Here is a 25,027-nt window from a genome sequence, read left to right as displayed (position 1 = left end):
ATAGCGTGTTGCGGCTATTGTGGTTGGCCGGTAATGGCAAAATATATCCATCGTAGGTCAAAATTCGGCGCCGAGGTGTCCGTCAAAGGACGTACTGCATCACCAAGCTCGCCCCGCATACTTTATTGATCTTCAAATTGGGAATTGCTGTTATGATCGAATCGTTATGCAATAAAAATCTATTTTGGTACCATACTTTTGGTAGTTAGATTTCTGTGCTGGGCGGTGGCCGCTCAAGATTTCGCGGGCGCCGATGTTTTCATCAGTCGATGCCGAATGTTTAGAAATGCATGCTCCTTAAATATGCATGTCGGCTCGTGGGGGGCTTTATTTAATCGGCTGCGAGTGATAAAGTATAATTCTTTATTAAATTACTTGGTTTCTTTTTCTGCCCGGCATGTTGTCGGTTGTTTTTTTATTCAAAATTTAGGAGAAATACATGGCTTACGAACTTCCTGCATTACCTTATGCAAAAGATGCACTGGCGCCTCATATTTCGGAGGAAACCTTAGAGTTTCATTATGGAAAGCATCATCAAACCTATGTAACAAACCTCAATAATTTGGTTCCCGGTACCGAATTTGACGGATTGCCTCTCGAGGAAATTGTGGTTAAATCGTCTGGCGGTATTTTCAATAATGCGGCGCAAATCTGGAATCACACTTTTTATTGGAATAGCTTGAGCCCGAATGGCGGCGGCGAACCGACCGGCGATCTGGCGAATGCGATCAACAGAACTTTTGGTTCGTTTGACGAATTTAAAGCGGCTTTTACCAAATGTGCGGTTACCACCTTCGGATCGGGATGGGCATGGTTGGTAAAAAATAAAGACGGATCCTTGGCCTTGGTGAGTACCAGTAATGCAGGCTGCCCATTGACTGAAGGTCAGACGCCTTTATTGACTTGCGATGTATGGGAGCATGCTTACTACATTGATTACCGAAATGCACGTCCTGCATACTTGGAGGCGTTTTGGGCTCTTGTCAATTGGGATTTTGCGTCGGCAAATTACACGGCTTAATTGCGGCAGTATCTATAAAATCCATCGTAGATCAAAATTCGGCATTACCGAAATTTGACTAGCAAGATTTATAGGCCCCAATCGCAGTTACAGTGGTTGGGGTTTTTTTTTATATGCCGGGTTTGGCGGGCAGCATTTGCAATGCAAGATTAATGAGAAAAGCGATCGACAGCAGCAGTATTCCAAGAGCTAATCCCATTTCGAAATCGCCCTTGCCTGTTTCTAATGCGATTGCAGTCGTGATTGTGCGGGTAGAGCCCTGAATATTCCCACCGAGCATCATTGCGGCGCCAACCTCGCCAATGGCTCGGCCAAAGCCGGTAATGATGGCGGTCAATAAAATAAAACGAAGCTCGCTGATAATCGGGAATATTTGATCGATAGGGCTGGCGCCGAGCATTTTTAATGTATTTACTAAACGCCGGTCGGCCGATTGAACGCCAACCATGGTCATGTTCATGATGATCGGAAAAATCAAACAAGCCTCGCCTATAATCACGGCTGTTTGAGTATAAAGTAGCTCGTATTCGCCGAATGGTCCGCGGCGATTCAGCAGTCCATACAATATCAAACCTATCATAACGGTAGGCATTGCCGATAAGGTGTTTAGCAGATGTTGTAGAATGCGTTTCCCGTGAAAGTCGCTAACCGTCGCCAATATTCCTAGTACGATTGCCCCAATCCCTGCGGAGATTGTGGCGACAAAGGCAATTTTTAGCGAAGTCCAAACGATAAAAAATATGTCGCGATCGAATTGTATAATGAGCCGGAACGCGGCGGCTAACGCTTCACTAAAATAAGACATTTAAAAATGAGATGGCGACTGTAGGGTTGGGCTGTATTATCAAGGGCGTAGCCAATCGCCTGACTTGCCGCCGGATTTTTTGAGTAGCCGTACGCCTTGAATGGTCATGCCCCGGTCCACCGCCTTGCACATGTCGTAAACAGTCAGTAACGAGACTTGGGTAGCGGTCAATGCTTCCATTTCGACCCCGGTTTGTCCTCGGGTTTTAACGGTGGTTCGGCAATACACTCGACTGGTGTCATTTTCGATTTCAAGGTTGACTTCGACGTGCGAAATAGGCAACGGATGGCATAATGGTACAAGGTCGGCAGTCTTTTTGCTGGCCATGATGCCCGCGATCCTGGCAATGCCTAGTACATCGCCTTTTTTATGTGTCCCTTGCTCGATGAGTGTTAGTGTCGTCGGGTTCATTTCAATATAGCCTTCGGCGATAGCGACTCTTTCGGTTATATCCTTATTGCCGACATCGACCATGTGGGCTTCGCCGGATTGGTTAAAATGGGTCAATTGGGTCATAGAGTTTAAATGAGATGATTAAATGGTTATGTGCCTTCATTATCTTATCTTTTCAGTGTAGCGTGAATGATTATGTCAGTTAAAGTTCGTTATTTTGCCAGTTTGAAGGACAGTGTCGGCCGCTCCGGTGATCTGGTTGATGTGAGCGGTAAAGTGACGGTAGCGGAAATTTGGGCGATGGCCAATGCTAACCGGTCGATGCCGGACAATATATTGGCCGCGGTAAACATGGAATATGTCGGTATTGAGCATTCGGTTCAAAACGGCGATGAAGTGGCTTTTTTTCCGCCGGTTACGGGAGGCTGAGACGATATGATCAAAATTAGTGCCGATTTATTCGATCCGTGGCATGAGGTTGTAGTGTACCAAGATTCGGCGAAGCATTGGACGGGTAAGTTTGGAGCGACTAACGTGTTCGTTGGGACGATGCGGGATTTTAACGAGGGCGATTCGGTAACCGGTATGGTTTTAGAGCACTATCCGGGCATGACCGAAAAGCAATTGGATGATATCGTAAAGCAAGCGATATGCGATTGGCATTTGCTGGATGCCTTAGTCGTGCATCGAGTTGGCGAGATTAAACCGAATGAACCGATTGTGTTGGTCGCGGTTTGGGCTTCGCATCGGGGCGATGCTTTCGACGCGGGTCGTCAGATCATGGAGGCGCTAAAAAATAAAGCGCCGTTCTGGAAAAAAGAGCGACTGCAAAATGGCGACGAACGCTGGGTTGAGAATAATACCGATGGTTATTTGCGTTCTCCAAAAAAAGATATATCGACGTTTTTGGATTGAGAAGGGCGAGGTTTTATACCCTTTGCTGGTCAAATTTCGGCGCCGGGGTGTCCGTCAAAGGACCCAGCCCCTAAATTAGTAAGACTATTAACCATGACCGATGGGCTATGGAATTTAGGGGCTGGGTGAATACATCCCTGTAGGCTCTATGCCGGCTCCATGCTGTCAAAGCCTTTGCCGAACACCCCGGCGCCTCCATGCGTCAATGCCGAAATTTGAAGTGCGATGGGTATAAATGTGTTGAGCGAGGCTAAAGCAAATCGAAACGTTTTGAGCGGGTTAAATAACCCGCTCCGCGCGAAGTTATCAGCTCTATTTGAAGCGACTCAAATGTCGGGGGAATAATTAGTGTTAGGTTTTTTAACGAAAATGCAAGCGGAGTTAGGCGAGTCGGTTAATTATCGATTAGCTTTAGGCGAGGATGGCATAGATCTGAATCAGTTTATCGGTCGCTCGGTAACGATGCGCTTTACCGGTAAGATTGCTTGCGTTCATTGCGGGCGGGACACCAAAAAAAGTTTTAGCCAAGGTTATTGTTATCCTTGTTTCGCGTCGCTCGCGCAATGCGATATGTGTATTTTAAAGCCGGAAAAATGTCACTATCATCAAGGTACCTGCCGCGAACCGGAGTGGGGTGAAACATTTTGTTTTCAGCCGCATTATGTTTATTTGGCCAATGCTTCCGGTATTAAAGTCGGAATTACACGGCAAACGCAGATTCCGACACGGTGGATCGATCAAGGCGCTATACAGGCATTGCCAATTATGAAAGTGGCCTCGCGCTATGTGTCAGGATTGGTCGAAGTCGCAATTGGACGATATGTCAGCGATAAAACCAGTTGGCAGCAAATGCTCAAAAACAATACAACGCCGGCTGATTTATGCGCTAAGCGCGATGAGCTTTTGGCATTGTGTCGGGAAGAGTTGGCTGATATTACCGTGCGCTTTGGCGATAGTGCGATCGAATATCTACCGAATGCCGAGTCGGTCGATATCGTTTATCCTGTCCAGCGTTATCCGGCTAAAGTAAAATCTTTTAATTTCGATAAGCAAGCCGAGGTCGGAGGGGTTTTGGAAGGGATAAAAGGTCAATATTTGTTATTCGATACCGGCGTCATCAATGTTCGAAAATTTTCAGGTTATCAGATCGAATTTCAGGCAGGCTAAAAGCGATAACGCTTTTCTTCACGGTAGTAGTCCTCGAAACCGACGATTTCGGTCAATTCCTTGAAGCTCAGTGTTTTCGGTGTGTTTTGGCCGGTTTTGAGTCCATGTAGCGCGTTTTGCATCGCGACAATTGAAGCATTGAGCAGCGTCAATGGATAAACGGCAATTTTATAGCCCATCGCTTCGAGTTGCTCGTGGGGCAGTAACGGTGTTTTGCCGCTTTCGATCAAATTAGCGACTTTATATCCCGGTACTTCGGTACAATAACGGAGCATTTCTTGTTCGCTTTCCGGTGCTTCCAGAAAATTGATGTCGGCACCGATTTCGTGAAACAGATTTGCGCGCAGGATCGCTTCGTCCAAGTCATGAGTGGCTCGGGCGTCGGTTCGTGCCATGATCAATATATCGGCGCCTTCGTTACGGGCGTCGACGGCCGCTTGTATCCGCATCGCGGCTTCGTCGCGCCCGACAACCGATTTACCTCGGGTATGTCCGCAGCGTTTGGGAGCGATTTGATCTTCCAGCATGATGCAGGCAAAACCGGCTTGAGCATAACCTTGTACGGTTCTCTTGATGTTGAGCGCGTTTCCGAAACCGGTATCGCCGTCGCCCCAGATAGGAATCGACACGGCATTGCAAATATTACGCCCCTGATCGAGCAATTCGGCATAAGTAATCAGGCCCGTATCCGGCAGGCCGAGGCGGTCGGCCGAAACCGCAAAACCGCTCATAAAAGCCGTGCTGAAGCCGGCTTTTTCGCATAGTTTTGCAGATAATGCATCATGACAGCCCGGCATCACGATAATTCCGGGGCGGGCGAGTAACAGACGTAATTTTTCGGCGGCGTTCATTGGCTTTATTTAAATTGGACAGAGAGTTTTATACCTTTCACACTTCAAATTTCGGCAGTGCCTGAGAAGGCACCGGGGTGCTAGGTCGATTTTTGCTCCTGCAAAATCGACATTCACGCCATCCATGGCGCTCGCAAAGGCTTTGCCAGCATGGAGCTGGCATAGAGCCTACAGGGATGTATTCACCCAGCCCCTAAATTCCATAGCCCATCGGTCATGGTTAATAGTCTTACTAATTTAGGGGCTGGGTCCTTTGGCGGGACACCCCGGTGCCGAATTTTGATCTACGGGTATAGTAAGTCGGTTTCGGTAGTGCTGGTGGAGCGGGGTGTGAGCAATACCGGTAGGTACTCAATGTTATGGGTTATGTGCTGTTGAATTCGATCCATGAATTACGCGCTTTATAACCCATTGATTATGTCATGTTTAGCGATGCTGCTCATGTCATCAAAGTCTTGATTTGTCTTGACGAACAAGTGCAAAACCAGTAGTTTATCTAACCTTTTTTTAAAATAAAACCAAGCGATTCAGTCACGAATGGGTTTTATTGATCACCTGATAGTTAATGCAGAGGGTAATAGTGTGGAGCTAAACGGCGCACAAATTTTGGTTCAAAGTCTCAAAGACGAAGGAGTGGAGTATATATTCGGCTATCCCGGCGGAGCAGTGCTGCATATCTACGACGCTATTTTTCAACAAGACGACGTTAAGCATATTCTGGTGCGCCATGAACAAGGCGCCACTCATGCCGCTGATGCCTACGCGCGAGCGACCGGAAAAGCAGGCGTCGTTTTAGTGACTTCCGGTCCGGGGGCTACAAACGCGGTAACCGGTATTGCGACCGCTTACATGGATTCGATTCCAATGGTGGTAATTTCAGGGCAGGTGCCGTCGCCGGTCATCGGTAGCGATGCGTTTCAAGAAGTCGACATGGTGGGAATTAGTCGTCCGTGCGTCAAGCACAATTTTTTGGTCAAAGACGTCACTAAGCTAGCCGAAACCATAAAAAAAGCCTTTTATGTCGCATCGACCGGGCGTCCCGGTCCTGTTGTCGTCGATGTGCCGAAAGACATTACCGACCCTAATATCAAAGTGCCTTATAAGTATCCGCGTAAAGTCATTATGCGTTCTTACAACCCGGCTATCGAAGGGCATAAAGGCCAGATCAAGAAAGCTGTCGAGCTGCTCTTGTCCGCTCAGCGTCCGATGATTTATTCGGGTGGCGGAGTGATCCTCGGCGAAGCAAGTCGGGAATTGATCGAATTGACTCGAACGCTGGGTTACCCGATTACCAATACGTTAATGGGCTTAGGTGCCTATCCTGCCACCGATAAGCAATTCATCGGGATGTTGGGTATGCATGGCACCTATGAGGCGAATATGGGCATGCATGAAAGCGATGTGATTCTTGCCGTCGGCGCACGTTTCGATGACCGGGTCACCGGCAAATTGGCTGAATTTTGTCCTTACGCCAAAATTATTCATATCGACGTAGATCCGGCATCGATATCGAAAACCGTCAAAGTCGATATACCGATCGTTGGACAAGTCAAACCCGTTCTGACGCAAATGATCGAGCAGATCAAAGAGAGCAAAAAGCAGCCATCCAAAAAAGCCTTGGCGGCATGGTGGGAGCAAATCGACAAATGGCGTTCGGTGCAATGCTTGGAATATGACCGTGAAAGTCCGTTGATCAAGCCGCAATATGTTATCGAGCAGCTTTACGAAGTAACGAAAGGCGATGCTTACATTACTTCGGATGTCGGTCAGCACCAAATGTATGCAGCCCAGTACTATCATTTCGATAAGCCTCGTCGCTGGATCAATTCGGGCGGATTGGGTACGATGGGCTTCGGATTACCGGCTGCGATCGGCGTTAAATTGGCGTTTCCGGAAGCGGATGTCGCTTGCGTGACCGGTGAAGCCAGTATTCAAATGTGCATACAAGAGCTGTCGACTGCGCTGCAGTATAAAACGCCGGTCAAGATCATTAATTTGAATAATCGCTACATGGGTATGGTGCGGCAATGGCAGGAGTTCTCCTATGAAAGCCGCTATTCGAATTCGTATATGGATACCTTGCCCGACTTCGTCAAACTGGCCGAGGCTTACGGTCATGTAGGCATGCTTGTCGAGAACAAGGCCGATTTGCGTTCCGCTCTGGAAGAGGCGTTCGCGATGAAAGATAGAACCGTATTTATGGACATCATTACCGACCGTACAGAAAACGTGTATCCAATGATAGAGTCCGGTAAGGGACATCACGATATGAAATTGCGGGTTGCCCCAGGTACACCGACGGACAGGGAGTTGGCATAATGAGGCATATAATCTCAATTTTAATTGAAAACGAAGCCGGTGCATTATCGAGAGTCGCCGGGCTTTTTTCGGCGCGCGGCTACAACATCGAATCGTTGACCGTTGCGCCGACCGAAGACTCGAGTCTGTCGCGCATGACTCTGGTTACGCGAGGCAATGATGATATCATCGAGCAAATCACAAAGCAGCTCAATAAGTTGGTCGATGTCGTAAAGCTAATCGATTTGGCGGAATCGGCGCATATCGAACGCGAATTGATGATGGTCAAAGTCAAAACCAGCGAAGCTTCGCGCGCCGAAATCAAACGTATCGCCGATATTTTTCGCGGCCGAATAATCGATGTAACACCGATGACTTTCGTGATCGAAATGACCGGAACATCGGATAAGCTGGATGCCTTCGTCAAGTCCATCGATGAAACGGCTATCATCGAAGTAGTCCGATCGGGCGCTACCGGAATATGCCGGGGCGAAAAAGGACTGCATCTCTAGAATTCAAAGCAAACATTATTCATAAAACAAAACGAGAAAATACATGCAAGTTTATTACGATAAAGACGCCGATCTTTCAATCATCAAAAGTAAAAAAGTAGCGATCATCGGCTATGGTTCTCAAGGTCATGCGCATGCCAACAATTTAAAAGACTCGGGTGTCGATGTCGTCGTAGGTCTGCGCGCGGGTTCTCCCTCGGTAGCCAAGGCCGAAGCTTCAGGCTTGACGGTTAAACCGGTTCCTGAAGCAGTGTCGAGCGCCGATGTCGTGATGATCCTGACGCCGGATGAATTCCAAGCGCAATTATACAAAGCGGAAATCGAACCGAATTTGAAACAAGGCGCAGCATTGGCGTTCGCGCACGGCTTTTCGATTTTGTATAACCAAATCGTCCCGCGTGCCGACCTCGATGTGATTATGATCGCTCCGAAAGCTCCAGGCCATACTGTGCGTTCCGAATTCGTCCGCGGCGGCGGTATTCCCGATTTAATCGCGATTCAACAGGATGCCTCCGGTACCGCAAAGAGTATTTGTTTGTCTTACGCTTCGGCCATCGGCGGCGGTCGTTCCGGCATCATCGAAACGACGTTCCGTGATGAAACCGAAACCGATTTGTTCGGCGAGCAAGCCGTATTGTGCGGTGGTGCGGTTGAGTTAGTCAAAGCCGGGTTCGAGACACTGGTTGAAGCCGGATACGAGCCGGAAATGGCATACTTCGAGTGTTTGCACGAATTGAAATTGATCGTCGACCTGATGTACGAAGGCGGTATCGCGAACATGAACTATTCGATTTCTAACAATGCCGAATACGGTGAATACGTGACCGGTCCTAAAGTCATCAACGAAGAAAGTCGTTACGCCATGCGCGAGGCGTTGGAAAACATTCAAAAAGGCGAATACGCGAAAAGATTCATCATGGAAGGCATGACCGGTTATCCGGAAATGACGGCAAGACGTCGCCTAAATGCCGAGCATCCGATCGAAATCGTCGGTGAAAAACTGCGCAGCATGATGCCATGGATTAGTGCCAACAAAATCGTCGATAAGTCGAAAAACTAATCGGATAGCGTTTGCGAGGTATGCGAGAGCGGCAAAAATGTCGCACTCGCATTTTTTTAGACTTCGCGGGGCCATGTTTTCGTGTAACTGACGCGCTCTTTTGTCCAGTAGCGTACTTATTTAATGTTTGTCCCTTAAATGACTTTGACGTTATGCCTTTCGCACTTCAAATTTCGACAGTGTCAGAGGAGGCGCCTGGGTGTCCGGTCGATTTTCGCTCCTCGGCAATTGCTGAGTTACATGGATGTAATGAATGCAGAAAATGCAGGAGCATTTTTCTGCCCTGCATTGCCCTAATACACGCCATCCGTGGCGTATGCAAAATCGACATTCGCGCCATCCATGGCGCTCACAAAGGCTTTGCCAGCATGGAGCTGGCATAGAGCCTACATGGACGTATTTACCCAGCACCTAAATTAAGCCATGATTTTGAATCATTGCCAAAGACCTATGGAATTTAGGTGCTGGGTTCACGGCGTCCTTTGGCGGACACCCAGGCACCGAATTTTGATCTACAACGGGTATAAACGAAATAGGCATCATAGTAGTAATTATTCACATCCCCCTATCATTCCCACGCTTCAGCGCTCGCCGTTATACATAAATTGTAGGGTACGCTGCGCGTACCAAAGCCGTGTCCTGGCGGTTCGGTTGGCATATGACTATCGCGGGGTTACCATGGTACGCACAGCGTACCCTACGCGGCTGTGTTGTTTGATAAGATTGCGGATATTAAACGTCAGTGGCTTCGATAGTCGCGACGAAGGCGTCGCTCCCACAAGGGGGCCGGATGCTCTGTGGGAGCGATCCTCTGATCGCGATTTCGAAGTCGGGTACGTTAGGTAACAATAAATGGTATCGAAGTCGCATTAGCTAAGATGGGGTATTTACGACTTATGTATAACGACGAGCGCTTCAACGTGGGAATGAAGACCGAGACGCTCTAGCGTCTCGTACCGCTGGAGCGGTACTTAGGCGTTCCCACGCAGAGCGTGAGAAGGATAAATAGGGACGTTATTTATACCGAATCCTAAACGAAATATGCATCAAAGTATGCGTTTAGCAGTTACGTAGCACGATTGATTCGCCTCCGGGTCCGTTTTCCAAGTCGCTATTAATTCATGAGTACTTTTTCGGCTCATTGTATAATCTGCGGCATTGTTTTATTGCAAATGTTGCAACAGTAGATGAAAAATTATGACGCTTGAAAAATCTTCCACGCCCCGCCGTCGCGGTATTTATTTATTACCCAATCTGTTTACGACAGGCGCGTTGTTTGCCGGTTTTTACGCGATTACATCGGCAATGGGCGGGCGATACGAAACCGCAGCCGTGGCGATTTTTGCCGCCATGATTTTGGATGGACTCGACGGGCGCGTAGCGCGTTTGACGAATACGCAAAGCAAATTCGGCGTCGAATACGATAGCTTGTCCGATATGATCTCGTTCGGAGCGGCTCCGGCCTTGGTAATGTACCTCTGGGCTTTTTCCAGCTTGGGTAAGCTAGGCCTGTTTGCGGCATTCGTGCACATGGCCGGCGGCGCATTGAGATTGGCACGTTTCAATGCGCAAGTCGAAACCGACGACAAACGCTATTTCCAAGGTTTGCCAAGTCCCGCCGCCGCCGCGATATTGGCCGGCTTTATCTGGATTTCGATCGAATACGATTACGATATCGATACGCTAAAATATGCCGCCTTAGTTTTGACGATCGCAACCGGCTTACTGATGGTTAGTAATTTTCGTTATTTCAGTTTCAAAGGGATAGATTGGAAGGGTAAGGTGCCGTTTGTCGTCGCGATTGCCGTGATGTTGGGAGTTGCATTTGTGATGGCGCAGCCGCAAACCATGTTGTTTTTGTTGTCTTTAGGGTATGCGATTTCCGGACCGGTTTTTACCTTGGTCATGCGTCGCCGCAGACTTCATAGAAAGACTTAGGAATATGCGCAAAATAACTGCTACAAGTAATAGGCTTTGCGGCGATTCGGTGACTGATTGCCAAGGATGGCATGAATGCAGATTTTGCAGGAGCAAAAATCTGCCCTGCCGCCGACACCTGTCAATCGAGCCACCGACCCCCCTTCCAGAAGTGTCGAAGTTATTTCATGCTCGATCCTTAACAAATTTCTTGAGGCAAAAAACACAATCGCGTATAGTCCAACTCATGAAATTTCACTTCTCTATTACCGCCAGCAATTCGACAAGCACCGTTTTCGGTGCTGCTTTTTCGGCGCCGTTCAAACCGACTCTTCTTTTTCTGCTGCTGCCCTAGCGGGCACATACTTTATTCTCCTCCCCCGTAATACATAATCCTTACTAATTCAGTTTTCTTAACATCAAATTTCTTGATGAACGGAGTTCTCATGAAAGACAAATTAATTATTTTTGATACGACTTTGCGTGATGGCGAGCAGAGTCCGGGGGCGTCGATGACGCGCGATGAAAAAGTCCGAATTGCAAAAGCGCTGGAAAGAATGAAGGTCGATGTAATCGAAGCAGGGTTTCCTGCCGCGAGTCCGGGCGATTTCGAAGCGGTCGAAGCGGTTGCGAAAGCGGTCAAAAACAGCACCGTTTGCGGTTTAGCGCGGGCATTGGAAAAAGACATCGATAAAGCGGGTATGGCTCTGAAAGCCGCTGAAAGCTCGCGCATTCATACCTTTATTGCAACCTCGCCGATTCATATGCAAATGAAATTGCAGATGCAGCCGGAACAAGTGATCGAGTTGGCCGTTAAAGCTGTGAAACGCGCACTGCAATATACCGATAACGTCGAATTTTCGCCCGAGGATGCGGGGCGCTCCGAAGAAGATTTTTTGTGCCGGATATTGGAGGCGGTCATCGATGCCGGTGCGACGACGCTGAACATACCCGATACGGTCGGTTACAGTGTTCCTCATCAATTCGGCGCGACAATCGGTAACTTGATTCAACGGATACCGAATTCCGATAAAGCGATTTTCTCGGTGCATTGTCACAACGATTTGGGCTTAGCTGTTGCTAATTCTTTAGCCGCGGTGATGAACGGCGCACGCCAGGTCGAATGCACGATCAACGGACTCGGCGAGCGTGCCGGCAACGCCGCGTTGGAAGAGGTCGTGATGGCGGTAAGAACGCGCCAAGATGTTTTTCCGTGCGACACGACGCTCGATACGACAGAAATCATGACTTGTTCGCGTTTGATCTCGACGATAACCGGTTTCCCTGTGCAGCCGAACAAAGCGATCGTCGGAGCCAATGCCTTCGCGCATGAATCCGGCATTCATCAGGACGGCGTGCTGAAAAGCCGCGAGACTTATGAAATCATGCGCGCCGAAGATGTCGGTTGGGCCGCTAACCGCATGGTGTTGGGTAAACATTCCGGCCGCAATGCTTTCAAGACCCGTATGACCGAACTCGGTTTCGAGTTCACCTCGGAAGCAGAATTGAACGAGGCATTTTTTCGTTTCAAGCAATTAGCCGATAAAAAACACGAAATTTTCGACGAAGATTTGCAGGCGCTGATTTCCGAAGTCAGTGTCAGCGCCGAAGATGAATACATCAAATTGATCGCATTGAGTGTTTGCTCCGAAACCGGAGAAGTGCCGACGGCGCGGGTTACTTTACGCATCGATAATCAAGAAATGACAGGCAGTTCGAACGGTAGCGGTGCGGTCGACGCCAGTCTGAAAGCGATTGAAAGTCTAGTCAATACACACGCCATTTTGGAATTGTATTCGGTCAACAATATTACCAACGGCACCGATTCGCAAGGGGAAGTTACGATACGCCTCGATAAGGCAGGGCGCATCGTCAATGGCTTGGGTGCCGATACCGACATCGTCATCGCTTCAGCGAAAGCCTATATCAATGCGGTCAATAAATTGCAAGCGCCTAATCAGCGCCGGCATCCGCAAAAAGGCGATGTTTAAGCTTCCTTTTCCTATACGCTCGCGCACTTCCGAATTATACTCAATACGACAGTGCGCCGAGCACACTCCAAACGATGTTGGATACTGAGATTCGACTTCATTACCTAAAAGCGATCGGGATCGATGTTTGGGTTTCCCGTCAAGCACCGGCTGGTGATCGAATAAACTCCGGGGTAAGTGATTTCGCGGCGCCGCAAACGGCCGCATCCGCTCTACTCGGTGATGTTCAAAAAACAGCGACACCGGTTGCGCCTGACCTCCCCCTTGTTCCTGAAGTCGAAGCGCAGCCGAAATTGTCCGATTCCAAAACAACGTGGACGGATTTGCAGAATGAAGTGGCGGCATGCAGGCAATGTTCATTATGCGAGAGCCGAACGCAAACCGTGTTCGGCAGCGGTTCGGCAAGCTCTGGGTGGATGGTCGTCGGCGAAGCGCCGGGAGAAAGCGAGGATCGACAAGATGAACCGTTTGTCGGAAGGGCAGGTCAATTGCTAACCGAAATGCTAAGAGCCATTGGTTTAAAGCGCGATGACGTTTTTATCACCAATATTCTAAAATGCAGGCCGCCGAATAACCGTGATCCTTTAACGACCGAAGTCGAAGCATGTCGCGACTATTTACATCGTCAAATTGCTTGGCTAAAGCCGAAAATTATTCTGGCGGTCGGGCGCGTTTCCGCACAAAATTTGCTAAAAACTGATAAAAACATAGGCCAGCTCAGAGGCACGGTACATTCATTGGACGGCATTCCGCTAATTGTGGTATATCATCCCGCTGATTTGTTAAGGTCGCCGCTAGAAAAGCGCAAAGCCTGGCAAGATCTAAAACTGGCCATAGCTACATTTGACGAGATTAAAGGTTGAGCATGCGGGAGTTATTACAACGATTTAAAGATATTGTCGTCTATGATGCCGATCGTGAGTTCTACGCAAAAATCTTTCCGGACTCAGTAACTAGGGATGACTTGTTAAGGATGCGGCGCATGACCGGCAAAGACTTAAGCGCCGTCTTGGCGATAGAAAATACTAACTACGATTTTCCATGGAGCGAAGGCGTTTTTAAAGACTGCTTCAAAGCCGGCTACAGTTGTTGGGTCTGTGAAGATGTCGATAGAATATTGGGCTATAGCATTGTTTCTATCGCGGTTGGCGAAGCGCATATTTTGAATATTTCAGTTGCATCGGAAGAGCAGGGGCAAGGTATCGGCCGTAAAATGTTGACGCATCTGATCGAGGTTGCCAGATGGTACAAAACCGAAACCATTTTTTTGGAAGTTCGCCCTTCCAATTCCGGCGCCATTGCATTGTATGAAAAAACCGGATTTAACGAAATCGGTATCCGTAAAGATTATTACCCTGCTCAAGAAGGGCGGGAAGACGCATTAATGCTGGCTTTGGAGTTGTTTTATTGACGCTGCTTCAATGCCGGTTCCTAAACAATAATCGTCGATTCCTTTGGATTCGTTGATTGAATAACCGAGTTCTGCTTTGTAGAAGAGGCTGAGATGGGCATCGAACGAAATAGACTCCAACGTTTAGTGACTTTCGTGTGTGTCCAGTTATTGATAGTGCTATCTGCTTGCCAAACCGGGCAATCCGGTGCTGGTATTCATGGTCAATTCGATGATCCGTGTGCGGTGATGGCAGCGAGAGATTGCTTGCGCAATTTGATGCGTTCGATGAGTCATGAGGTTTACGATCAAAAACTCAATGCCTTAGAGGTCGAAGACGAGCGGCGGCGGCAAGCTTTGCAAATGGCTGACAGAATCAAAAGCGTGAGCCGCTACATACAAGACTTGCCCGGCAAGGACAATTATCTTGAGCTCAATGATGACGAAAAAGCGGTTTTTTCAATGTTGGCTGTCCGATTGGGCGAGCAAGCCGAGGACATTCGGCGTTTGGCGAAAGCGTACCGTATTAGAGAATTGAATGCCTCGCTCGATCGAGTCGCAGAGACTTGCAACGAATGCCACAGCCGTTTTCAAATTCATTGAGTGAAGGAAATAGGTAGATGCGGCATGGAGTTTTACAGGCCAAGCGTTCGGGATTTTTAGCTCGCGCCTGGTTTTTCGGTGCGCTGACAATCCATGCATTGAGTTCGGAAGGCGCGGAAGAGCTCGACCCGCAAGAGGAAATTCGCCAATTGCGGCAGCAAGCCTCTGAAATTATGAAACGCCTGGAATATTTGGAAGCCAAGCTAGAAGCCCGGCAACAAGCTCCGGTTCCATCTGAAGGACCTGTCGAATCAGCCGATTCAATGTCAATCGAAAGTGCAACGGAAACCTTGGCGACCGGTGTCGTCGATGTTGCCGGAGAAAAAACGACGCAAGAGGGCAATGGCTTGTTGGAGCTGAAAGCCTTGGATACGGTATTGACGGTCGGCGGACGTTTGACATTGGATGCTTTTCAAATGTGGCCCGATACCCCATTGCGTAGAACTTATGATGCACCGCTCGATGGTTCCGGAAAGAACGGCCAATTTAACAGTCATGTCCGCGAGACCCGGCTCTGGATTAAAAGCCGAACGCCCACTCGTTTCGGCATGCTCCGTGCCTTGGTTGAAACAGACTTCGCCGGAACGCCGGGAAACGAGATTCTGACAAATTCGCATCAGATTCGTTTGCGCCATGCCTATTTTCAATTAAACGGTTTGACGGTCGGACAGACTTGGTCCGCGTTTCAATTGAACGAGACCGCGGACGTCATCGTCGACCCGACCATCATGGGCTTCATTCGCCAGCCTCAGATTCGCTGGAGCTGGGATGGCGATTGGCTTTCCTACGATGTATCGGTGGAAAATCCCGAAACCACGCTGACCGACCCTTGGGGCAGGCAAGTGCTGCCTTCCGACGATCGCTGGCCGGATTTGGTCGGGCGTATCCGGCATCAAGCCGACTGGGGTTCGGCGACGATGGCGGTAATGATGCGCGATATCCGGCAGGATAAAACGACCTTGAGCAATGGCTTGCAGCTCGACAATACCGATTCTAAGCTGAGTTGGTCGACCAGCGGTTCGGCACTGATTAAAACCTGGGATAAGGACGATATCCGTTTGGGTTACGTTTACGGTAACGGCTTGGGTCGTTATGTGGCCGCCAATACCTTTAGCGATGGGACTATTAATACACGGGGCGAAATCGATCTGCAGACGAGTTGGGGCGCTTATGCGGCTTACCGGCATTGGTGGAGTCCGGAATGGCGGTCTACCTTACTGTATTCGATGGCAGCGACCGATAATAATCCGGGAACGACCGGTACCGCCAATAAGCGGGTCGGGTCATGGCAAGCCAATTTGTTTTGGATGCCGATAGAAGAGGTTCTGTTCGGATTGGAGTACATGCGCTACCGCCGCGATCTCGAAAACGGCAGTCAAGGCGGTTTCGACATGATTTATTTCAGGGCTTTGTATAACTTCTAACGAGACTTTGCGGCTCGCCGGCCCGGTTGCTTGCGTTGTTTATTTCCGAAGCCGGTATGTTTGGTTTTAAATCGCTGCGTCTTAGCGGGTGCGGTGTCGACGGTGCCTTTCGGCTGGAACGTCGGTATCAAGTGTTTTTTACCGTGTCTCATTCCCAAGTTCTTCTTGGGAATGCTTACCTTTAAGCTCTGCTTATCGTTCGCCAAGCGGAGCTTGACGGTAGACATTCTCAAGCAAGAGTTTACCTCGTCCCATACGTTTGAAACCAACATGAAGGTAAAACCTAACGTTCTTTTAATTAGACGTGGTTTCACAGTTCATTTTCTGTAATTCCTGCAACTTTCATAAAATGCTTAAGCAAACCGATTTTCAAATCTTCATTGCCATGTATAGGTAACGAAATACGGGCGGGATTACCGGGATTCATGTACACATGGTGGCTACCGTTTACCCGAACACAATGCCGCCCTTGATTTTACAGAATCTTGGCAAATTGTTTGCCGGAGATTGCTTTCACACGGCAAGCTCCAGCACCCTGTCATTCTTGGAGATTTCAATTTGTTCCAAGTCAACAGAAAGGCAGCCTTCCACGGCCTCATATAAATTTGAGAGTAGTTCTTCAAAAGTATCGCCTTGTAAGGCGCACCCTTGAATTGCAGGTACTTCTGCCCAAAAACCACCTTCTTCCGCAGGATGAATAATTACTTTTAATTTCATGTCTGGCTCCTTATTGCTTATTGGGAACGGGCACATCTTAAAACTTCTTGAGCGGGACGGGGTATGTGCTTCGTTCCAAACGTTTCAATCCAAGTCCTGATTAGCAAGTTTCTTCAGCTAAAGCCCAAAGATCAGCATATCCCTAGCAGGACGGTGTTCGTAAGCCATGCGCGTCAAGCTAAAAACGGCCAACCCACATCACGCTCTTTCCCAAGCTCCAGCTTGGGAAAGACACACAGGAAGCTCCAGCTTCCTGAGACCGACACAACCTCCGCACATTCTCAATCAACCCCGACTCGCTCGCTCGTTCAATCTTTCTCCTGATTAGCAAGTTTCTTCAGCTAAAGCCCAAAAACCAGCATATCCCTAGCAGGACGGGGTTTGCAACCCCGTCCTAAACGTTTTGACTTTGGCCAAAGTTAGCCGAAATGTTTAGGGCAAACCGAAACGTTGGGGACGGGTTAAATAACCCGTCCCGCAGAAGTGGCTACGACCGGCCACTGCTCGGACAATTGGCTTCAGCAAGCTGAAGCATCTTGCTAATCAGGATCTTTCTTGATTGGCGGGAAGCTAGAGTTTCCTGAACAGGTTACCCAAGCTGGAGCTTGGGTAACAGCATAAAAGGTTGTGGTCTCAAGCGGGAAGGGGTATGAAGCTTGGGGTCAAGCCGTACATTTGACACCCTTTGGCTTCTGTCTCGTTCTCTAGCTCAAACTTGGGAATACCTACCGTCAAGCACGGCTTGGCATTTTCCCCCGTGGCGCTTCACTGCCATTAACAATTAAGCCGCCAAAGAGTCCAAGTAATGCTGAAATTCCGGCTCGAATATGCTTAAAAAGCCTGCCGCCATGGTACTGGACTGCGCCAGTTCATGGCGGAATGACGGGTACCCCTTAACTTAATGGTAGTATCGTGGCGCTTGGGTTTTGAGCAGGACCGGGTAAATAAAACGGATCAGATGCAAATGAAATGCGATAGTCACTAACCGGAGGGCGAGGGCGTAAATATGGAAACTATAAACACTTTCCAGGAATAAAAGACACAGCATGAATCATGCTAAACTGAGCGTCACGTATTGTCTTGACCTTGTCCTGTCCCATGAAAGAAAAGTACATCAATCTATTCACCGATTTCGGCTTTAAAAAAGCCTTTGGCGAAGAGGCAAGTAAAGAACATCTGATCAGCTTTTTGAATACCTTGCTGCCGGAACGGCACCAGATTGAAGAACTACAGTTTTGTAATAACGAGTACCAAGGCGCGACGGCGCTGGACCGCAAAGCCATCTTTGACCTGAATTGCGTCAGCGCGACCGGTGAATATTTTATTGTCGAGCTGCAAAAAGCCAAACAGAACTTCTTCAAAGACCGCAGCGTCTTTTATGCCACCTTCCCGATTCAACAGCAAGCCCAACGCGGCGACTGGGATTTTAGGCTGTCGGCGGTCTACACCATCGGCATCCTGGACTTTGTGTTTGATGATGAGGACAATGCCCAGCGCGATGAAGTCATCCATCGTGTGCAATTGAAAAACCAGCATCATCAGGTGTTTTACGACAAGCTGACCTTTATCTACTTGACCTTGCCCAACTTCAGGAAAACGGAAGACCAACTCGACACCCTGCAAGACAAATGGTTCTTTTTGTTCCGCCATTTGCATGAACTGGACGACATCCCGCCGCGCCTGCGCGAAAAAGTCTTTTTGAGTTTGTTTGAAAAAGCCAGCATTGCCCGTTTTGAGCCCGAAGAGCGCCAGGCCTATGAATCTAGCTTGAAATACTACCGCGATTTAAAAAATGTCATCGATACCGCGCGAGAAGAGGGTAGAGAAGAGGGTAGAGCGGAAGGTAAAGAAGAGAGTGAGCAAATCGGTTATCAAAAAGCCAGAGCTGAATCGGTAATGAAAATGCTCGGTCATGGGATACCGGAAGCGGAAGTGGCTAAATTGCTGGACTTAACGCTAGAGGATATTCAAGAACTTACCAGAGGGAGATCAAATGACGAATAACAATCAACTTCCTGAGCGGGACGGCTTAACTTATCGATCCAGGATTTTTCCATTCACCCTTCGACAAGCTCAGGGCGAACGGAAAAATCCTTAACTTAATGGCAGTGGAGCGGGACGGGGTATGTTGCCAATCCGCATCAATTGAATAATTTCATTACCCCAGGGGGCTAGGTTACTCATCCGATCATGCAAAGATTTATTAAAACCGGCTTTTAGAAGACCCAATTTGTATTGGATACCGATCGAAGACGCCTTGTTCGGATTGGAATATACCTTTCGCACTTCAAATTTCGGCAGTGCTAGAGGAGGCGCCTGGGTGTCCGACAAAGGCTCTGCCAGCATGGAGCTGGCATAGAGCCTACAGGGACGTATTCACGGCGTCCTTTGGCGGGTAACCCCGGTGCCGAATTTTGATCTACGAGGGGTGTACATGCGCTACCGCCGCGATCTCGAAAACGGCAGTCAAGGCGGCTTCGACATGATTTATTTCAGGGCTTTGTATAACTTCTAACGAGACTTTGCGGCTCGCCGGCCCGGTTGCTTGCGTTGTTTATTTCCGAAGCCGGTATGTTTGGTTGTAAATCGCTGCGTCTTGGCGGGGGCGGAGTCGACGGTGCCTTTCGGCTGAAACGTCGGTACCAAATGCTTTTTACCGTTGCCGATCAAGTCGGCGCGCCCCATGTTTTTCAAGGCTTCGCGCAGCAGCGGCCAGTTTTTCGGATCGTGATAGCGTAAAAAAGCCTTATGTAAACGGCGTTGCTTGACGCTTTTCGGAATCGAAATATCCGGTGCCTTGCGGCCGATCTTATGCAGCGTGTCCTTGCCGGAATGATACATCGCGGTCGCGATCGCCATCGGCGACGGCAAAAAGGCTTGAACCTGGTCGGCCCGGAAACCGTTGCGTTTGAGCCAGAGTGCGAGATTCAGCATGTCTTCGTCGGTCGTGCCCGGATGCGCGGCGATGAAATAGGGGATCAGATACTGCTCCTTGCCGGCTTCCTTCGAATACTTATCGAACATTTGCTTGAAACGATCGTAGGTGCCGATGCCCGGTTTCATCATAAGCGACAACGGACCTTGTTCTGTGTGTTCCGGTGCGATCTTTAGATAACCGCCGACATGGTGCGTGACCAGTTCCTTGACGTATTCCGGCGACTCGACGGCTAAATCGTAGCGCAGTCCCGATGCGATAAAGATTTTCTTGATGCCGGGTAGCGCGCGGGCGCGTCGGTACAACTTGATCAGAGGAGTATGGTCGGTATTCAGATTGTCGCAAATGCCGGGAAACACGCACGACGGCTTGCGGCAGGCCGCTTCGATCTTCGGATCCTTGCAGGCCAGTCGGTACATGTTCGCGGTTGGCCCGCCCAGGTCGGAAATATGCCCGGTGAAATTCGGCGAGGTGTCGCGGATCGCTTCGATCTCACGGATGATCGAATCTTCGGAGCGGCTTTGTATGATGCGCCCCTCGTGTTCGGTGATCGAACAGAACGTACAACCGCCGAAGCAGCCGCGCATGATATTGACCGAGTGTTGAATCATCTCGAACGCGGGAATGTTCGCATCGCCGTAACGTTTATGCGGCAGGCGCGAATAGGGGAGGTCGAACACGCCGTCCATTTCCTGCGTGCTGAGCGGGATCGGCGGCGGATTGACCCAGAGTAATCGGTTGCCGTGCTGTTGAATCAACGCGCGCGCGTTGCCCGGGTTGGTTTCGCCGTGCATCACTCGGGATGCGTGGGCGTAAAGAATCGTATCGTCCTTGACGGCCTCATAGGCCGGCAGACGAATGACGGTCTGCGCGCGTTTGTCGTTGCCGATGCGCCGCTCGAAACGGATCACATTGCCGGCCGGTTTGCTGTCGCAGGCGGGTTCTTCTTGATAAGGGTTTGCGGGCGGCGCGACATGGCCCGGAATGTCGACATCGGTCGAGTCTTTTTCGAGCCAACCTTCGGGAATTTGTTTGACGAAATGCGCGGTGCCGCGAATGAATTGCAAATCGGCGATGGCTTCGCCGCCTGCTAACCGGTGCGCGATCTCGACGACTTGCCGTTCGGCATTGCCGTAAACCAACAGGTCGGCTTTCGAGTCGAGCAAGACCGATTTTTTGACCTTGTCCGACCAATAATCGTAATGCGAAATTCGGCGTAGGCTCGCTTCGATCCCCCCGATGACGATCGGAACATGTTTAAAAGCTTCGCGGCAGCGGTGCGAATACACGTTGACCGCTCGATCAGGTCGTTTGCCGGCTTCGCCGCCCGCAGTATAAGCATCGTTAGAGCGGATCTTTTTGTCCGACGTGTAGCGGTTGACCATCGAATCCATGTTGCCGCCGGTCACGCCGAAAAAAAGATTGGGTGCGCCGAGGCGCTTAAAATCTTCCGCGCTAGTCCAGTCCGGCTGCGAAATAATACCGACACGAAAACCGTGTGCTTCAAGGAGTCTGCCGATCAGCGCCATACCGAAGCTCGGATGGTCGATATAGGCGTCGCCGGTGACTAGAATGACGTCGCACGAATCCCAGCCGAGTTCGTCCATTTCAGCGCGAGTCATCGGTAATTCGGGCGCCGTTCCGAAACGGTGCGCCCAGTATTTGCGGTAGCCGAAAAGATTCGGTGCGCTAGGCATAGCGGGAGCAATCATGGTTTGATAATCCGGTTGAATAAAGTACGGTTGTTGCGCTTTAAATCTTGTAAAAAAACGGGAAATTCCAGATGGTAATTGTTCTCGAGGGCTTGCGTACGGCCTCGTAGTTCTTTTTGAGTCGGCAAGGGCATTGGGTCGTTAAAAGCAAAGCCTATGACATTGCCTCGTCCGCGCACCGGCAGAAACAATAAACGCCAGTCGAAAACCCGGCCTAAGTGCCAAGCGACATCCTGAAACAGCGCTTTGTCGGTGCCCCATAAATTGATGATCAGCATGCCGTCCGGCTTCAACAAAGTCTTGCAGCCGTCGAAAAACGCTTCGCCGCCGATCGAATCGGACATGCCTTCGTGATCGAACGCATCGATCATCAATAAATCGTAGCTTTCCGATGCCGTTAGACTCTTTTGGCGGATATAGTGCCCGCCGTCGCCGATTTTTATTTTCAGACGCGAATCGAGCGGTAAATCGAAATGACTGCGTGCGATTTTGACGACGCCGCGCCGGTATTCTACGACCTTTATTTTACAGTCTTCGAAGCGTTGCAGTAAAAACTTTGCCAAAGACCCGCCTCCTAAGCCTATCATCAATACATCGCCGGGGGCGTCTTTAAACAACAGCCAGGCCATCATTGCGCGGGCATACAGCGAATGCAATTGGTCCGGGTCGGTCAGCAACATACTGCTTTGCCGTGATGACGAGCCGAAATGCAAGGCGCGAACGCCTTCCGATTCGACGATTTCGATGACGCCTTCTTCATCGAAGCTTTGGTGAACTAATTGTCCCTGGTATTTACGCATAGGGTCGGATAATCCGAAAGATGGAGGCAGGTTAATAAATGGAGGGAAGAATTTGCCTATATTTTCGCTGAAATTGGACGGCCTGTCTCAAAAATCGGAGTATAGGCGCGTTTATCGTGGTAATTTTTTCATCGTTCCTACGCAGAGCAGCACTCCCATTAGGTTAAGGGAAACCCGTCATTCCGCCATGGACTGGCGAAATCCAGTGCTATGGATCACTGCCATTAAGTTAAGCCGTTCGTGGTGAGTCTGTCGAACCATGGACGGCTTAACTTATCGACCCAGGATTTTTCCATTCACCCTTCGACAGGCTCAGGGCGAACGGAAAAATCCTTAACTTAATGGCAGTGGTGCCATGGATGGCAGGCTTTTGAAGCACATTCGAGCCTGAATGCCGGCATTACGTATTTTGTGACGGTTTAACTTAATGGAAGTGACGCAAAGCCGGAGTACCATTTAGGAAGCTTTTTTACTGTATTCATAGGCCCTTTTATCGTGGTAATTTTCGGGTATTAGAGATTTAAATCGACGGCAGCGATTTGATTCGATTATGCTAAAATTTACCGCCGACCGATTCAGACTCTATAATTAAGCGTTACGTCGTTTAAATTCCCAAACGGCATGAGCCGGGTTTAAAAAAGCGGAGGAAGTGTTTTCCGCGTTTACACTGCATAATGTTTTTATAATCACAAACTTTATAACCACAAAGCTTAAATCTCATGAACAAACCAAAAAAAGTCGCAATTCTCACTGCGGGCGGTTTAGCGCCTTGCCTTAGTTCAGCCATCGGCAGTCTCATCGAGCGTTACACCGAAATCGACCCTTCGATCGAGATCATCTGCTACCGTAGCGGTTACAAAGGCCTGCTACTCGGCGATTCTTACGCCGTGACCCCGAAAATCCGCGAAAACGCCGCGTTACTTCATAAGTTCGGCGGCTCGCCGATCGGCAACAGCCGGGTCAAACTGACCAACGTCAAAGATTGCATCAAGCGGGGGTTGGTTCAAGAAGGTCAGGACCCTCAAAAAGTGGCGGCCGATCAATTAGTCAAAGACGGCGTCGATGTCCTGCATACGATCGGCGGCGACGATACCAATACCGCGGCAGCCGATTTGGCGGCCTTCTTGGCGAAAAACGATTATGGATTGACAGTCATCGGTTTGCCGAAAACGATCGACAACGACGTATTCCCGATTAAACAATCCTTAGGTGCTTGGACTGCGGCAGAGCAGGGCGCGCAGTACTTTCAGAACGTTGTAGCCGAATATAATGCCAATCCGCGCATGCTCATCGTTCATGAAGTCATGGGCCGCAATTGCGGATGGCTGACTGCTGCGACCGCAATGGAATACCGCAAATTGTTGGATCGCTCCGAATGGCTGCCTGAAATCGGTCTCGATCGCGCGGCATACGAAGTTCACGGCGTCTTTGTGCCGGAAATGGAAATCGATCTGGCAGCCGAAGCGAAGCGCTTGCGCGAAGTGATGGATAAAGTCGATTGCGTCAATATATTCGTTTCGGAAGGCGCGGGTGTCGATGCGATCGTCGCCGAAATGCAGGCTAAGGGCCAAGAAGTTCCGCGCGATGCGTTCGGTCACATCAAACTCGATGCAGTCAATCCGGGAAAATGGTTCGGCGAGCAATTCGCCGAAATGATCGGCGCGGAAAAAACCTTGATTCAAAAATCGGGATATTTCGCACGGGCATCGGCATCGAACGTCGATGATATCCGTTTGATCAAATCCTGCGCCGATTTGGCGGTCGAATGCGCATTCCGCCGCGAGTCCGGCGTCATCGGTCATGACGAAGACAACGGCAACGTCTTGCGTGCGATCGAGTTCCCACGCATCAAAGGCGGCAAACCGTTCGATATCGACACGCCTTGGTTCGTGCAAATGCTCGCCGGAATCGGGCAAAGCAAAGGCGCGCGAGTCGAAGTGAGCCACTAAAAACTGTATGGCCGGGCGGCAGTCGTTGCCCGGCTTGTTATGTGATTTTTTTTCCTCACGCGAAGGCGCGAAGACGCTAAGGAAAGCAAAAAGTCAAAACCGGATCGTTTAGCGGCAACGCGAAGGAAAGAATAAACAAGAGTCTGAAATAACACGTTAAGCTTGCTGGTAAATCAGGCTGTGATAGCAGCGCATTCATCATTCATTATCTCTCCTGATTAGCAAGATGCTTCAGCTTGTCGAAGCCAAGTGTTCGAGCAGGGGCCAGTCGTAGTCGCAAAAACTAAAATATGCTGTTACCCAAGCTCCAGCTTGGGTAACCTGTTTAGGAAGCTCTAGCTTCCCGACAATCAAGAAGGATTGAACGAGCGAGTCGGGGTTGATTGAGAATGTGCGGAGGTTGTGTCGGTCACAGGAAGCTGGAGCTTCCGGTGTGTCTTTCCCAAGCTGGAGCTTGGGAAAGAGCGTGAAGATCGCGATGCAATTTGAGGGCCGTGTCTACCACAATCGCAGATATTTCCTCAACATCCATTCTTGATTTTGCGTGATAAGTTTTAGGCATACAGG

Annotated in this window: 23 protein-coding genes and 1 pseudogene; 16 read left to right on the top strand and 8 right to left on the bottom strand. The window is 49.4% G+C overall.

All coding sequences use genetic code 11. The features are described from left to right. The first annotated feature begins 439 nt into the window (after positions 1–439). Positions 440–1,021: a superoxide dismutase [Fe] gene (sodB, locus tag MEALZ_RS16230; RefSeq protein WP_014149744.1), complete on the top strand. Its 582-nt coding sequence runs from the start codon at positions 440–442 to the stop codon at positions 1,019–1,021. A 109-nt stretch (positions 1,022–1,130) separates the two neighbouring features. Here the strand turns inward: sodB and MEALZ_RS16225 are convergent, their stop codons facing one another. Both MEALZ_RS16225 and moaC read right to left on the bottom strand, forming a co-directional pair. After that, positions 1,131–1,826: an ABC transporter permease gene (locus tag MEALZ_RS16225; protein WP_014149743.1), complete on the bottom strand. Its 696-nt coding sequence runs from the start codon at positions 1,824–1,826 to the stop codon at positions 1,131–1,133. A gap of 39 nt (positions 1,827–1,865) precedes the next feature. Next, positions 1,866–2,342, bottom strand: a complete 477-nt coding sequence (gene moaC / locus MEALZ_RS16220; protein WP_014149742.1) for a cyclic pyranopterin monophosphate synthase MoaC — start codon at positions 2,340–2,342, stop codon at positions 1,866–1,868. A 72-nt stretch (positions 2,343–2,414) separates the two neighbouring features. Between moaC and MEALZ_RS16215 the strand changes: the two genes are divergently transcribed. The 3 genes from MEALZ_RS16215 (at position 2,415) to MEALZ_RS16205 (ending at position 4,301) form a co-directional block, all read left to right on the top strand. Beyond that, entirely contained in the window at positions 2,415–2,648 is a 234-nt protein-coding gene (locus MEALZ_RS16215; RefSeq protein ID WP_046061646.1) for a MoaD/ThiS family protein, read from the top strand. A 6-nt stretch (positions 2,649–2,654) separates the two neighbouring features. After that, complete coding sequence (locus MEALZ_RS16210; protein ID WP_014149740.1) at positions 2,655–3,134, top strand: molybdenum cofactor biosynthesis protein MoaE; 480 nt, start codon at positions 2,655–2,657, stop codon at positions 3,132–3,134. 369 nt (positions 3,135–3,503) lie between these two features. Next, positions 3,504–4,301 (top strand): DUF2797 domain-containing protein, encoded by a 798-nt coding sequence (locus MEALZ_RS16205; protein WP_046061645.1) that lies wholly within the window; start codon positions 3,504–3,506, stop codon positions 4,299–4,301. Here the strand turns inward: MEALZ_RS16205 and MEALZ_RS16200 are convergent. Continuing rightward, positions 4,298–5,152: an isocitrate lyase/PEP mutase family protein gene (locus tag MEALZ_RS16200; protein ID WP_014149738.1), complete on the bottom strand. Its 855-nt coding sequence runs from the start codon at positions 5,150–5,152 to the stop codon at positions 4,298–4,300. The two genes, MEALZ_RS16205 and MEALZ_RS16200, sit on opposite strands and share 4 nt — an antisense overlap. A 582-nt stretch (positions 5,153–5,734) precedes the next feature. On the opposite strand from MEALZ_RS16200, the gene MEALZ_RS16195 reads away from it, so the two are divergent. The 10 genes from MEALZ_RS16195 to MEALZ_RS16155 all read left to right on the top strand — a co-directional run bounded on the left by MEALZ_RS16195 (position 5,735) and on the right by MEALZ_RS16155 (position 16,347). Further along, entirely contained in the window at positions 5,735–7,471 is a 1,737-nt protein-coding gene (locus MEALZ_RS16195; RefSeq protein ID WP_046061644.1) for an acetolactate synthase 3 large subunit, read from the top strand. Further along, positions 7,471–7,962, top strand: a complete 492-nt coding sequence (gene ilvN, locus MEALZ_RS16190) for an acetolactate synthase small subunit (protein ID WP_014149736.1) — start codon at positions 7,471–7,473, stop codon at positions 7,960–7,962. Before MEALZ_RS16195 ends, ilvN begins: the two co-directional genes overlap by 1 nt. A 43-nt stretch (positions 7,963–8,005) precedes the next feature. Next, on the top strand, positions 8,006–9,022 hold the full coding sequence (ilvC, locus tag MEALZ_RS16185; RefSeq protein ID WP_014149735.1) for a ketol-acid reductoisomerase: 1,017 nt from the start codon (positions 8,006–8,008) through the stop codon (positions 9,020–9,022). 1,197 nt (positions 9,023–10,219) lie between these two features. Beyond that, complete coding sequence (gene pssA, locus MEALZ_RS16180) at positions 10,220–10,960, top strand: CDP-diacylglycerol--serine O-phosphatidyltransferase (protein WP_014149734.1); 741 nt, start codon at positions 10,220–10,222, stop codon at positions 10,958–10,960. Positions 10,961–11,035: 75 nt separating this feature from the next. After that, a complete protein-coding gene (locus MEALZ_RS22830; RefSeq protein ID WP_162472983.1) occupies positions 11,036–11,332 on the top strand; it encodes a hypothetical protein in 297 nt (98 codons plus the stop codon). Positions 11,333–11,385: 53 nt separating this feature from the next. Then, entirely contained in the window at positions 11,386–12,930 is a 1,545-nt protein-coding gene (locus tag MEALZ_RS16175) for a 2-isopropylmalate synthase (RefSeq protein ID WP_014149733.1), read from the top strand. Between the two features lie 74 nt (positions 12,931–13,004). Beyond that, positions 13,005–13,793, top strand: coding sequence for a uracil-DNA glycosylase (locus MEALZ_RS16170; RefSeq protein WP_014149732.1), 789 nt, complete (start codon positions 13,005–13,007; stop codon positions 13,791–13,793). Between the two features lie 2 nt (positions 13,794–13,795). Beyond that, positions 13,796–14,341 carry a ribosomal protein S18-alanine N-acetyltransferase gene (gene rimI, locus MEALZ_RS16165; protein WP_014149731.1) on the top strand — a complete coding sequence of 182 codons (546 nt, stop codon included), beginning with the start codon at positions 13,796–13,798 and terminating at the stop codon, positions 14,339–14,341. Positions 14,342–14,434: 93 nt separating this feature from the next. Beyond that, the gene (locus MEALZ_RS16160) at positions 14,435–14,923 is read left to right on the top strand and encodes a hypothetical protein (protein WP_014149730.1); all 489 of its coding nucleotides are present in this window, start codon (positions 14,435–14,437) and stop codon (positions 14,921–14,923) included. Between the two features lie 17 nt (positions 14,924–14,940). Next, positions 14,941–16,347 carry a DcaP family trimeric outer membrane transporter gene (locus MEALZ_RS16155; protein WP_014149729.1) on the top strand — a complete coding sequence of 469 codons (1,407 nt, stop codon included), beginning with the start codon at positions 14,941–14,943 and terminating at the stop codon, positions 16,345–16,347. Here the strand turns inward: MEALZ_RS16155 and MEALZ_RS22825 are convergent. The 3 genes and pseudogenes from MEALZ_RS22825 to MEALZ_RS16140 all read right to left on the bottom strand — a co-directional run bounded on the left by MEALZ_RS22825 (position 16,344) and on the right by MEALZ_RS16140 (position 17,064). Beyond that, positions 16,344–16,499, bottom strand: coding sequence for a hypothetical protein (locus MEALZ_RS22825; protein WP_162472982.1), 156 nt, complete (start codon positions 16,497–16,499; stop codon positions 16,344–16,346). The genes MEALZ_RS16155 and MEALZ_RS22825 overlap by 4 nt on opposite strands. Positions 16,500–16,657: 158 nt before the next feature. After that, positions 16,658–16,804: pseudogene (locus MEALZ_RS23980) on the bottom strand (type II toxin-antitoxin system HicA family toxin); the annotation flags it as partial. A 56-nt stretch (positions 16,805–16,860) separates the two neighbouring features. Beyond that, positions 16,861–17,064 carry a type II toxin-antitoxin system HicB family antitoxin gene (locus MEALZ_RS16140; protein WP_014149728.1) on the bottom strand — a complete coding sequence of 68 codons (204 nt, stop codon included), beginning with the start codon at positions 17,062–17,064 and terminating at the stop codon, positions 16,861–16,863. Between the two features lie 1,098 nt (positions 17,065–18,162). Between MEALZ_RS16140 and MEALZ_RS16135 the strand changes: the two genes are divergently transcribed. Next, positions 18,163–19,068 carry an Rpn family recombination-promoting nuclease/putative transposase gene (locus MEALZ_RS16135; RefSeq protein ID WP_014149727.1) on the top strand — a complete coding sequence of 302 codons (906 nt, stop codon included), beginning with the start codon at positions 18,163–18,165 and terminating at the stop codon, positions 19,066–19,068. Between the two features lie 507 nt (positions 19,069–19,575). On the opposite strand, the gene MEALZ_RS16125 is transcribed toward MEALZ_RS16135, so the two are convergent. Continuing rightward, positions 19,576–21,711 carry a YgiQ family radical SAM protein gene (locus tag MEALZ_RS16125; RefSeq protein WP_014149726.1) on the bottom strand — a complete coding sequence of 712 codons (2,136 nt, stop codon included), beginning with the start codon at positions 21,709–21,711 and terminating at the stop codon, positions 19,576–19,578. Then, entirely contained in the window at positions 21,708–22,511 is an 804-nt protein-coding gene (locus MEALZ_RS16120) for a spermine/spermidine synthase domain-containing protein (protein WP_014149725.1), read from the bottom strand. Before MEALZ_RS16120 ends, MEALZ_RS16125 begins: the two co-directional genes overlap by 4 nt. A gap of 719 nt (positions 22,512–23,230) precedes the next feature. Between MEALZ_RS16120 and MEALZ_RS16115 the strand changes: the two genes are divergently transcribed. Then, positions 23,231–24,460 (top strand): pyrophosphate--fructose-6-phosphate 1-phosphotransferase, encoded by a 1,230-nt coding sequence (locus MEALZ_RS16115; protein WP_014149724.1) that lies wholly within the window; start codon positions 23,231–23,233, stop codon positions 24,458–24,460. Positions 24,461–25,027: the final 567 nt, after the last annotated feature.

This window comes from Methylotuvimicrobium alcaliphilum 20Z (assembly GCF_000968535.2).
GTDB classification, from domain to species: Bacteria; Pseudomonadota; Gammaproteobacteria; order Methylococcales; family Methylomonadaceae; genus Methylotuvimicrobium; species Methylotuvimicrobium alcaliphilum.
This window is presented reverse-complemented; position numbering and strand designations above follow the sequence as displayed.

What these genes read in the sequence shown, in the direction of transcription:
- MEALZ_RS16160 (WP_014149730.1), top strand. Translation starts at nt 14,435, where the DNA reads ATGGGCATCGAACGAAATAGACTCCAACGTTTAGTGACTTTCGTGTGT.
- MEALZ_RS16170 (WP_014149732.1), top strand. Translation starts at nt 13,005, where the DNA reads ATGTTGGATACTGAGATTCGACTTCATTACCTAAAAGCGATCGGGATC.
- MEALZ_RS16120 (WP_014149725.1), bottom strand. Translation starts at nt 22,511, where the DNA reads ATGCGTAAATACCAGGGACAATTAGTTCACCAAAGCTTCGATGAAGAA.
- moaC (WP_014149742.1), bottom strand. Translation starts at nt 2,342, where the DNA reads ATGACCCAATTGACCCATTTTAACCAATCCGGCGAAGCCCACATGGTC.
- MEALZ_RS16140 (WP_014149728.1), bottom strand. Translation starts at nt 17,064, where the DNA reads ATGAAATTAAAAGTAATTATTCATCCTGCGGAAGAAGGTGGTTTTTGG.
- MEALZ_RS16115 (WP_014149724.1), top strand. Translation starts at nt 23,231, where the DNA reads ATGAACAAACCAAAAAAAGTCGCAATTCTCACTGCGGGCGGTTTAGCG.
- MEALZ_RS16155 (WP_014149729.1), top strand. Translation starts at nt 14,941, where the DNA reads ATGCGGCATGGAGTTTTACAGGCCAAGCGTTCGGGATTTTTAGCTCGC.
- rimI (WP_014149731.1), top strand. Translation starts at nt 13,796, where the DNA reads ATGCGGGAGTTATTACAACGATTTAAAGATATTGTCGTCTATGATGCC.
- MEALZ_RS16205 (WP_046061645.1), top strand. Translation starts at nt 3,504, where the DNA reads ATGCAAGCGGAGTTAGGCGAGTCGGTTAATTATCGATTAGCTTTAGGC.
- MEALZ_RS16200 (WP_014149738.1), bottom strand. Translation starts at nt 5,152, where the DNA reads ATGAACGCCGCCGAAAAATTACGTCTGTTACTCGCCCGCCCCGGAATT.
- MEALZ_RS16125 (WP_014149726.1), bottom strand. Translation starts at nt 21,711, where the DNA reads ATGATTGCTCCCGCTATGCCTAGCGCACCGAATCTTTTCGGCTACCGC.
- MEALZ_RS16215 (WP_046061646.1), top strand. Translation starts at nt 2,415, where the DNA reads ATGTCAGTTAAAGTTCGTTATTTTGCCAGTTTGAAGGACAGTGTCGGC.
- sodB (WP_014149744.1), top strand. Translation starts at nt 440, where the DNA reads ATGGCTTACGAACTTCCTGCATTACCTTATGCAAAAGATGCACTGGCG.
- ilvC (WP_014149735.1), top strand. Translation starts at nt 8,006, where the DNA reads ATGCAAGTTTATTACGATAAAGACGCCGATCTTTCAATCATCAAAAGT.
- MEALZ_RS16210 (WP_014149740.1), top strand. Translation starts at nt 2,655, where the DNA reads ATGATCAAAATTAGTGCCGATTTATTCGATCCGTGGCATGAGGTTGTA.
- MEALZ_RS16225 (WP_014149743.1), bottom strand. Translation starts at nt 1,826, where the DNA reads ATGTCTTATTTTAGTGAAGCGTTAGCCGCCGCGTTCCGGCTCATTATA.
- MEALZ_RS16175 (WP_014149733.1), top strand. Translation starts at nt 11,386, where the DNA reads ATGAAAGACAAATTAATTATTTTTGATACGACTTTGCGTGATGGCGAG.
- MEALZ_RS22830 (WP_162472983.1), top strand. Translation starts at nt 11,036, where the DNA reads ATGCAGATTTTGCAGGAGCAAAAATCTGCCCTGCCGCCGACACCTGTC.
- pssA (WP_014149734.1), top strand. Translation starts at nt 10,220, where the DNA reads ATGACGCTTGAAAAATCTTCCACGCCCCGCCGTCGCGGTATTTATTTA.
- ilvN (WP_014149736.1), top strand. Translation starts at nt 7,471, where the DNA reads ATGAGGCATATAATCTCAATTTTAATTGAAAACGAAGCCGGTGCATTA.
- MEALZ_RS16135 (WP_014149727.1), top strand. Translation starts at nt 18,163, where the DNA reads ATGAAAGAAAAGTACATCAATCTATTCACCGATTTCGGCTTTAAAAAA.
- MEALZ_RS22825 (WP_162472982.1), bottom strand. Translation starts at nt 16,499, where the DNA reads ATGAGACACGGTAAAAAACACTTGATACCGACGTTCCAGCCGAAAGGC.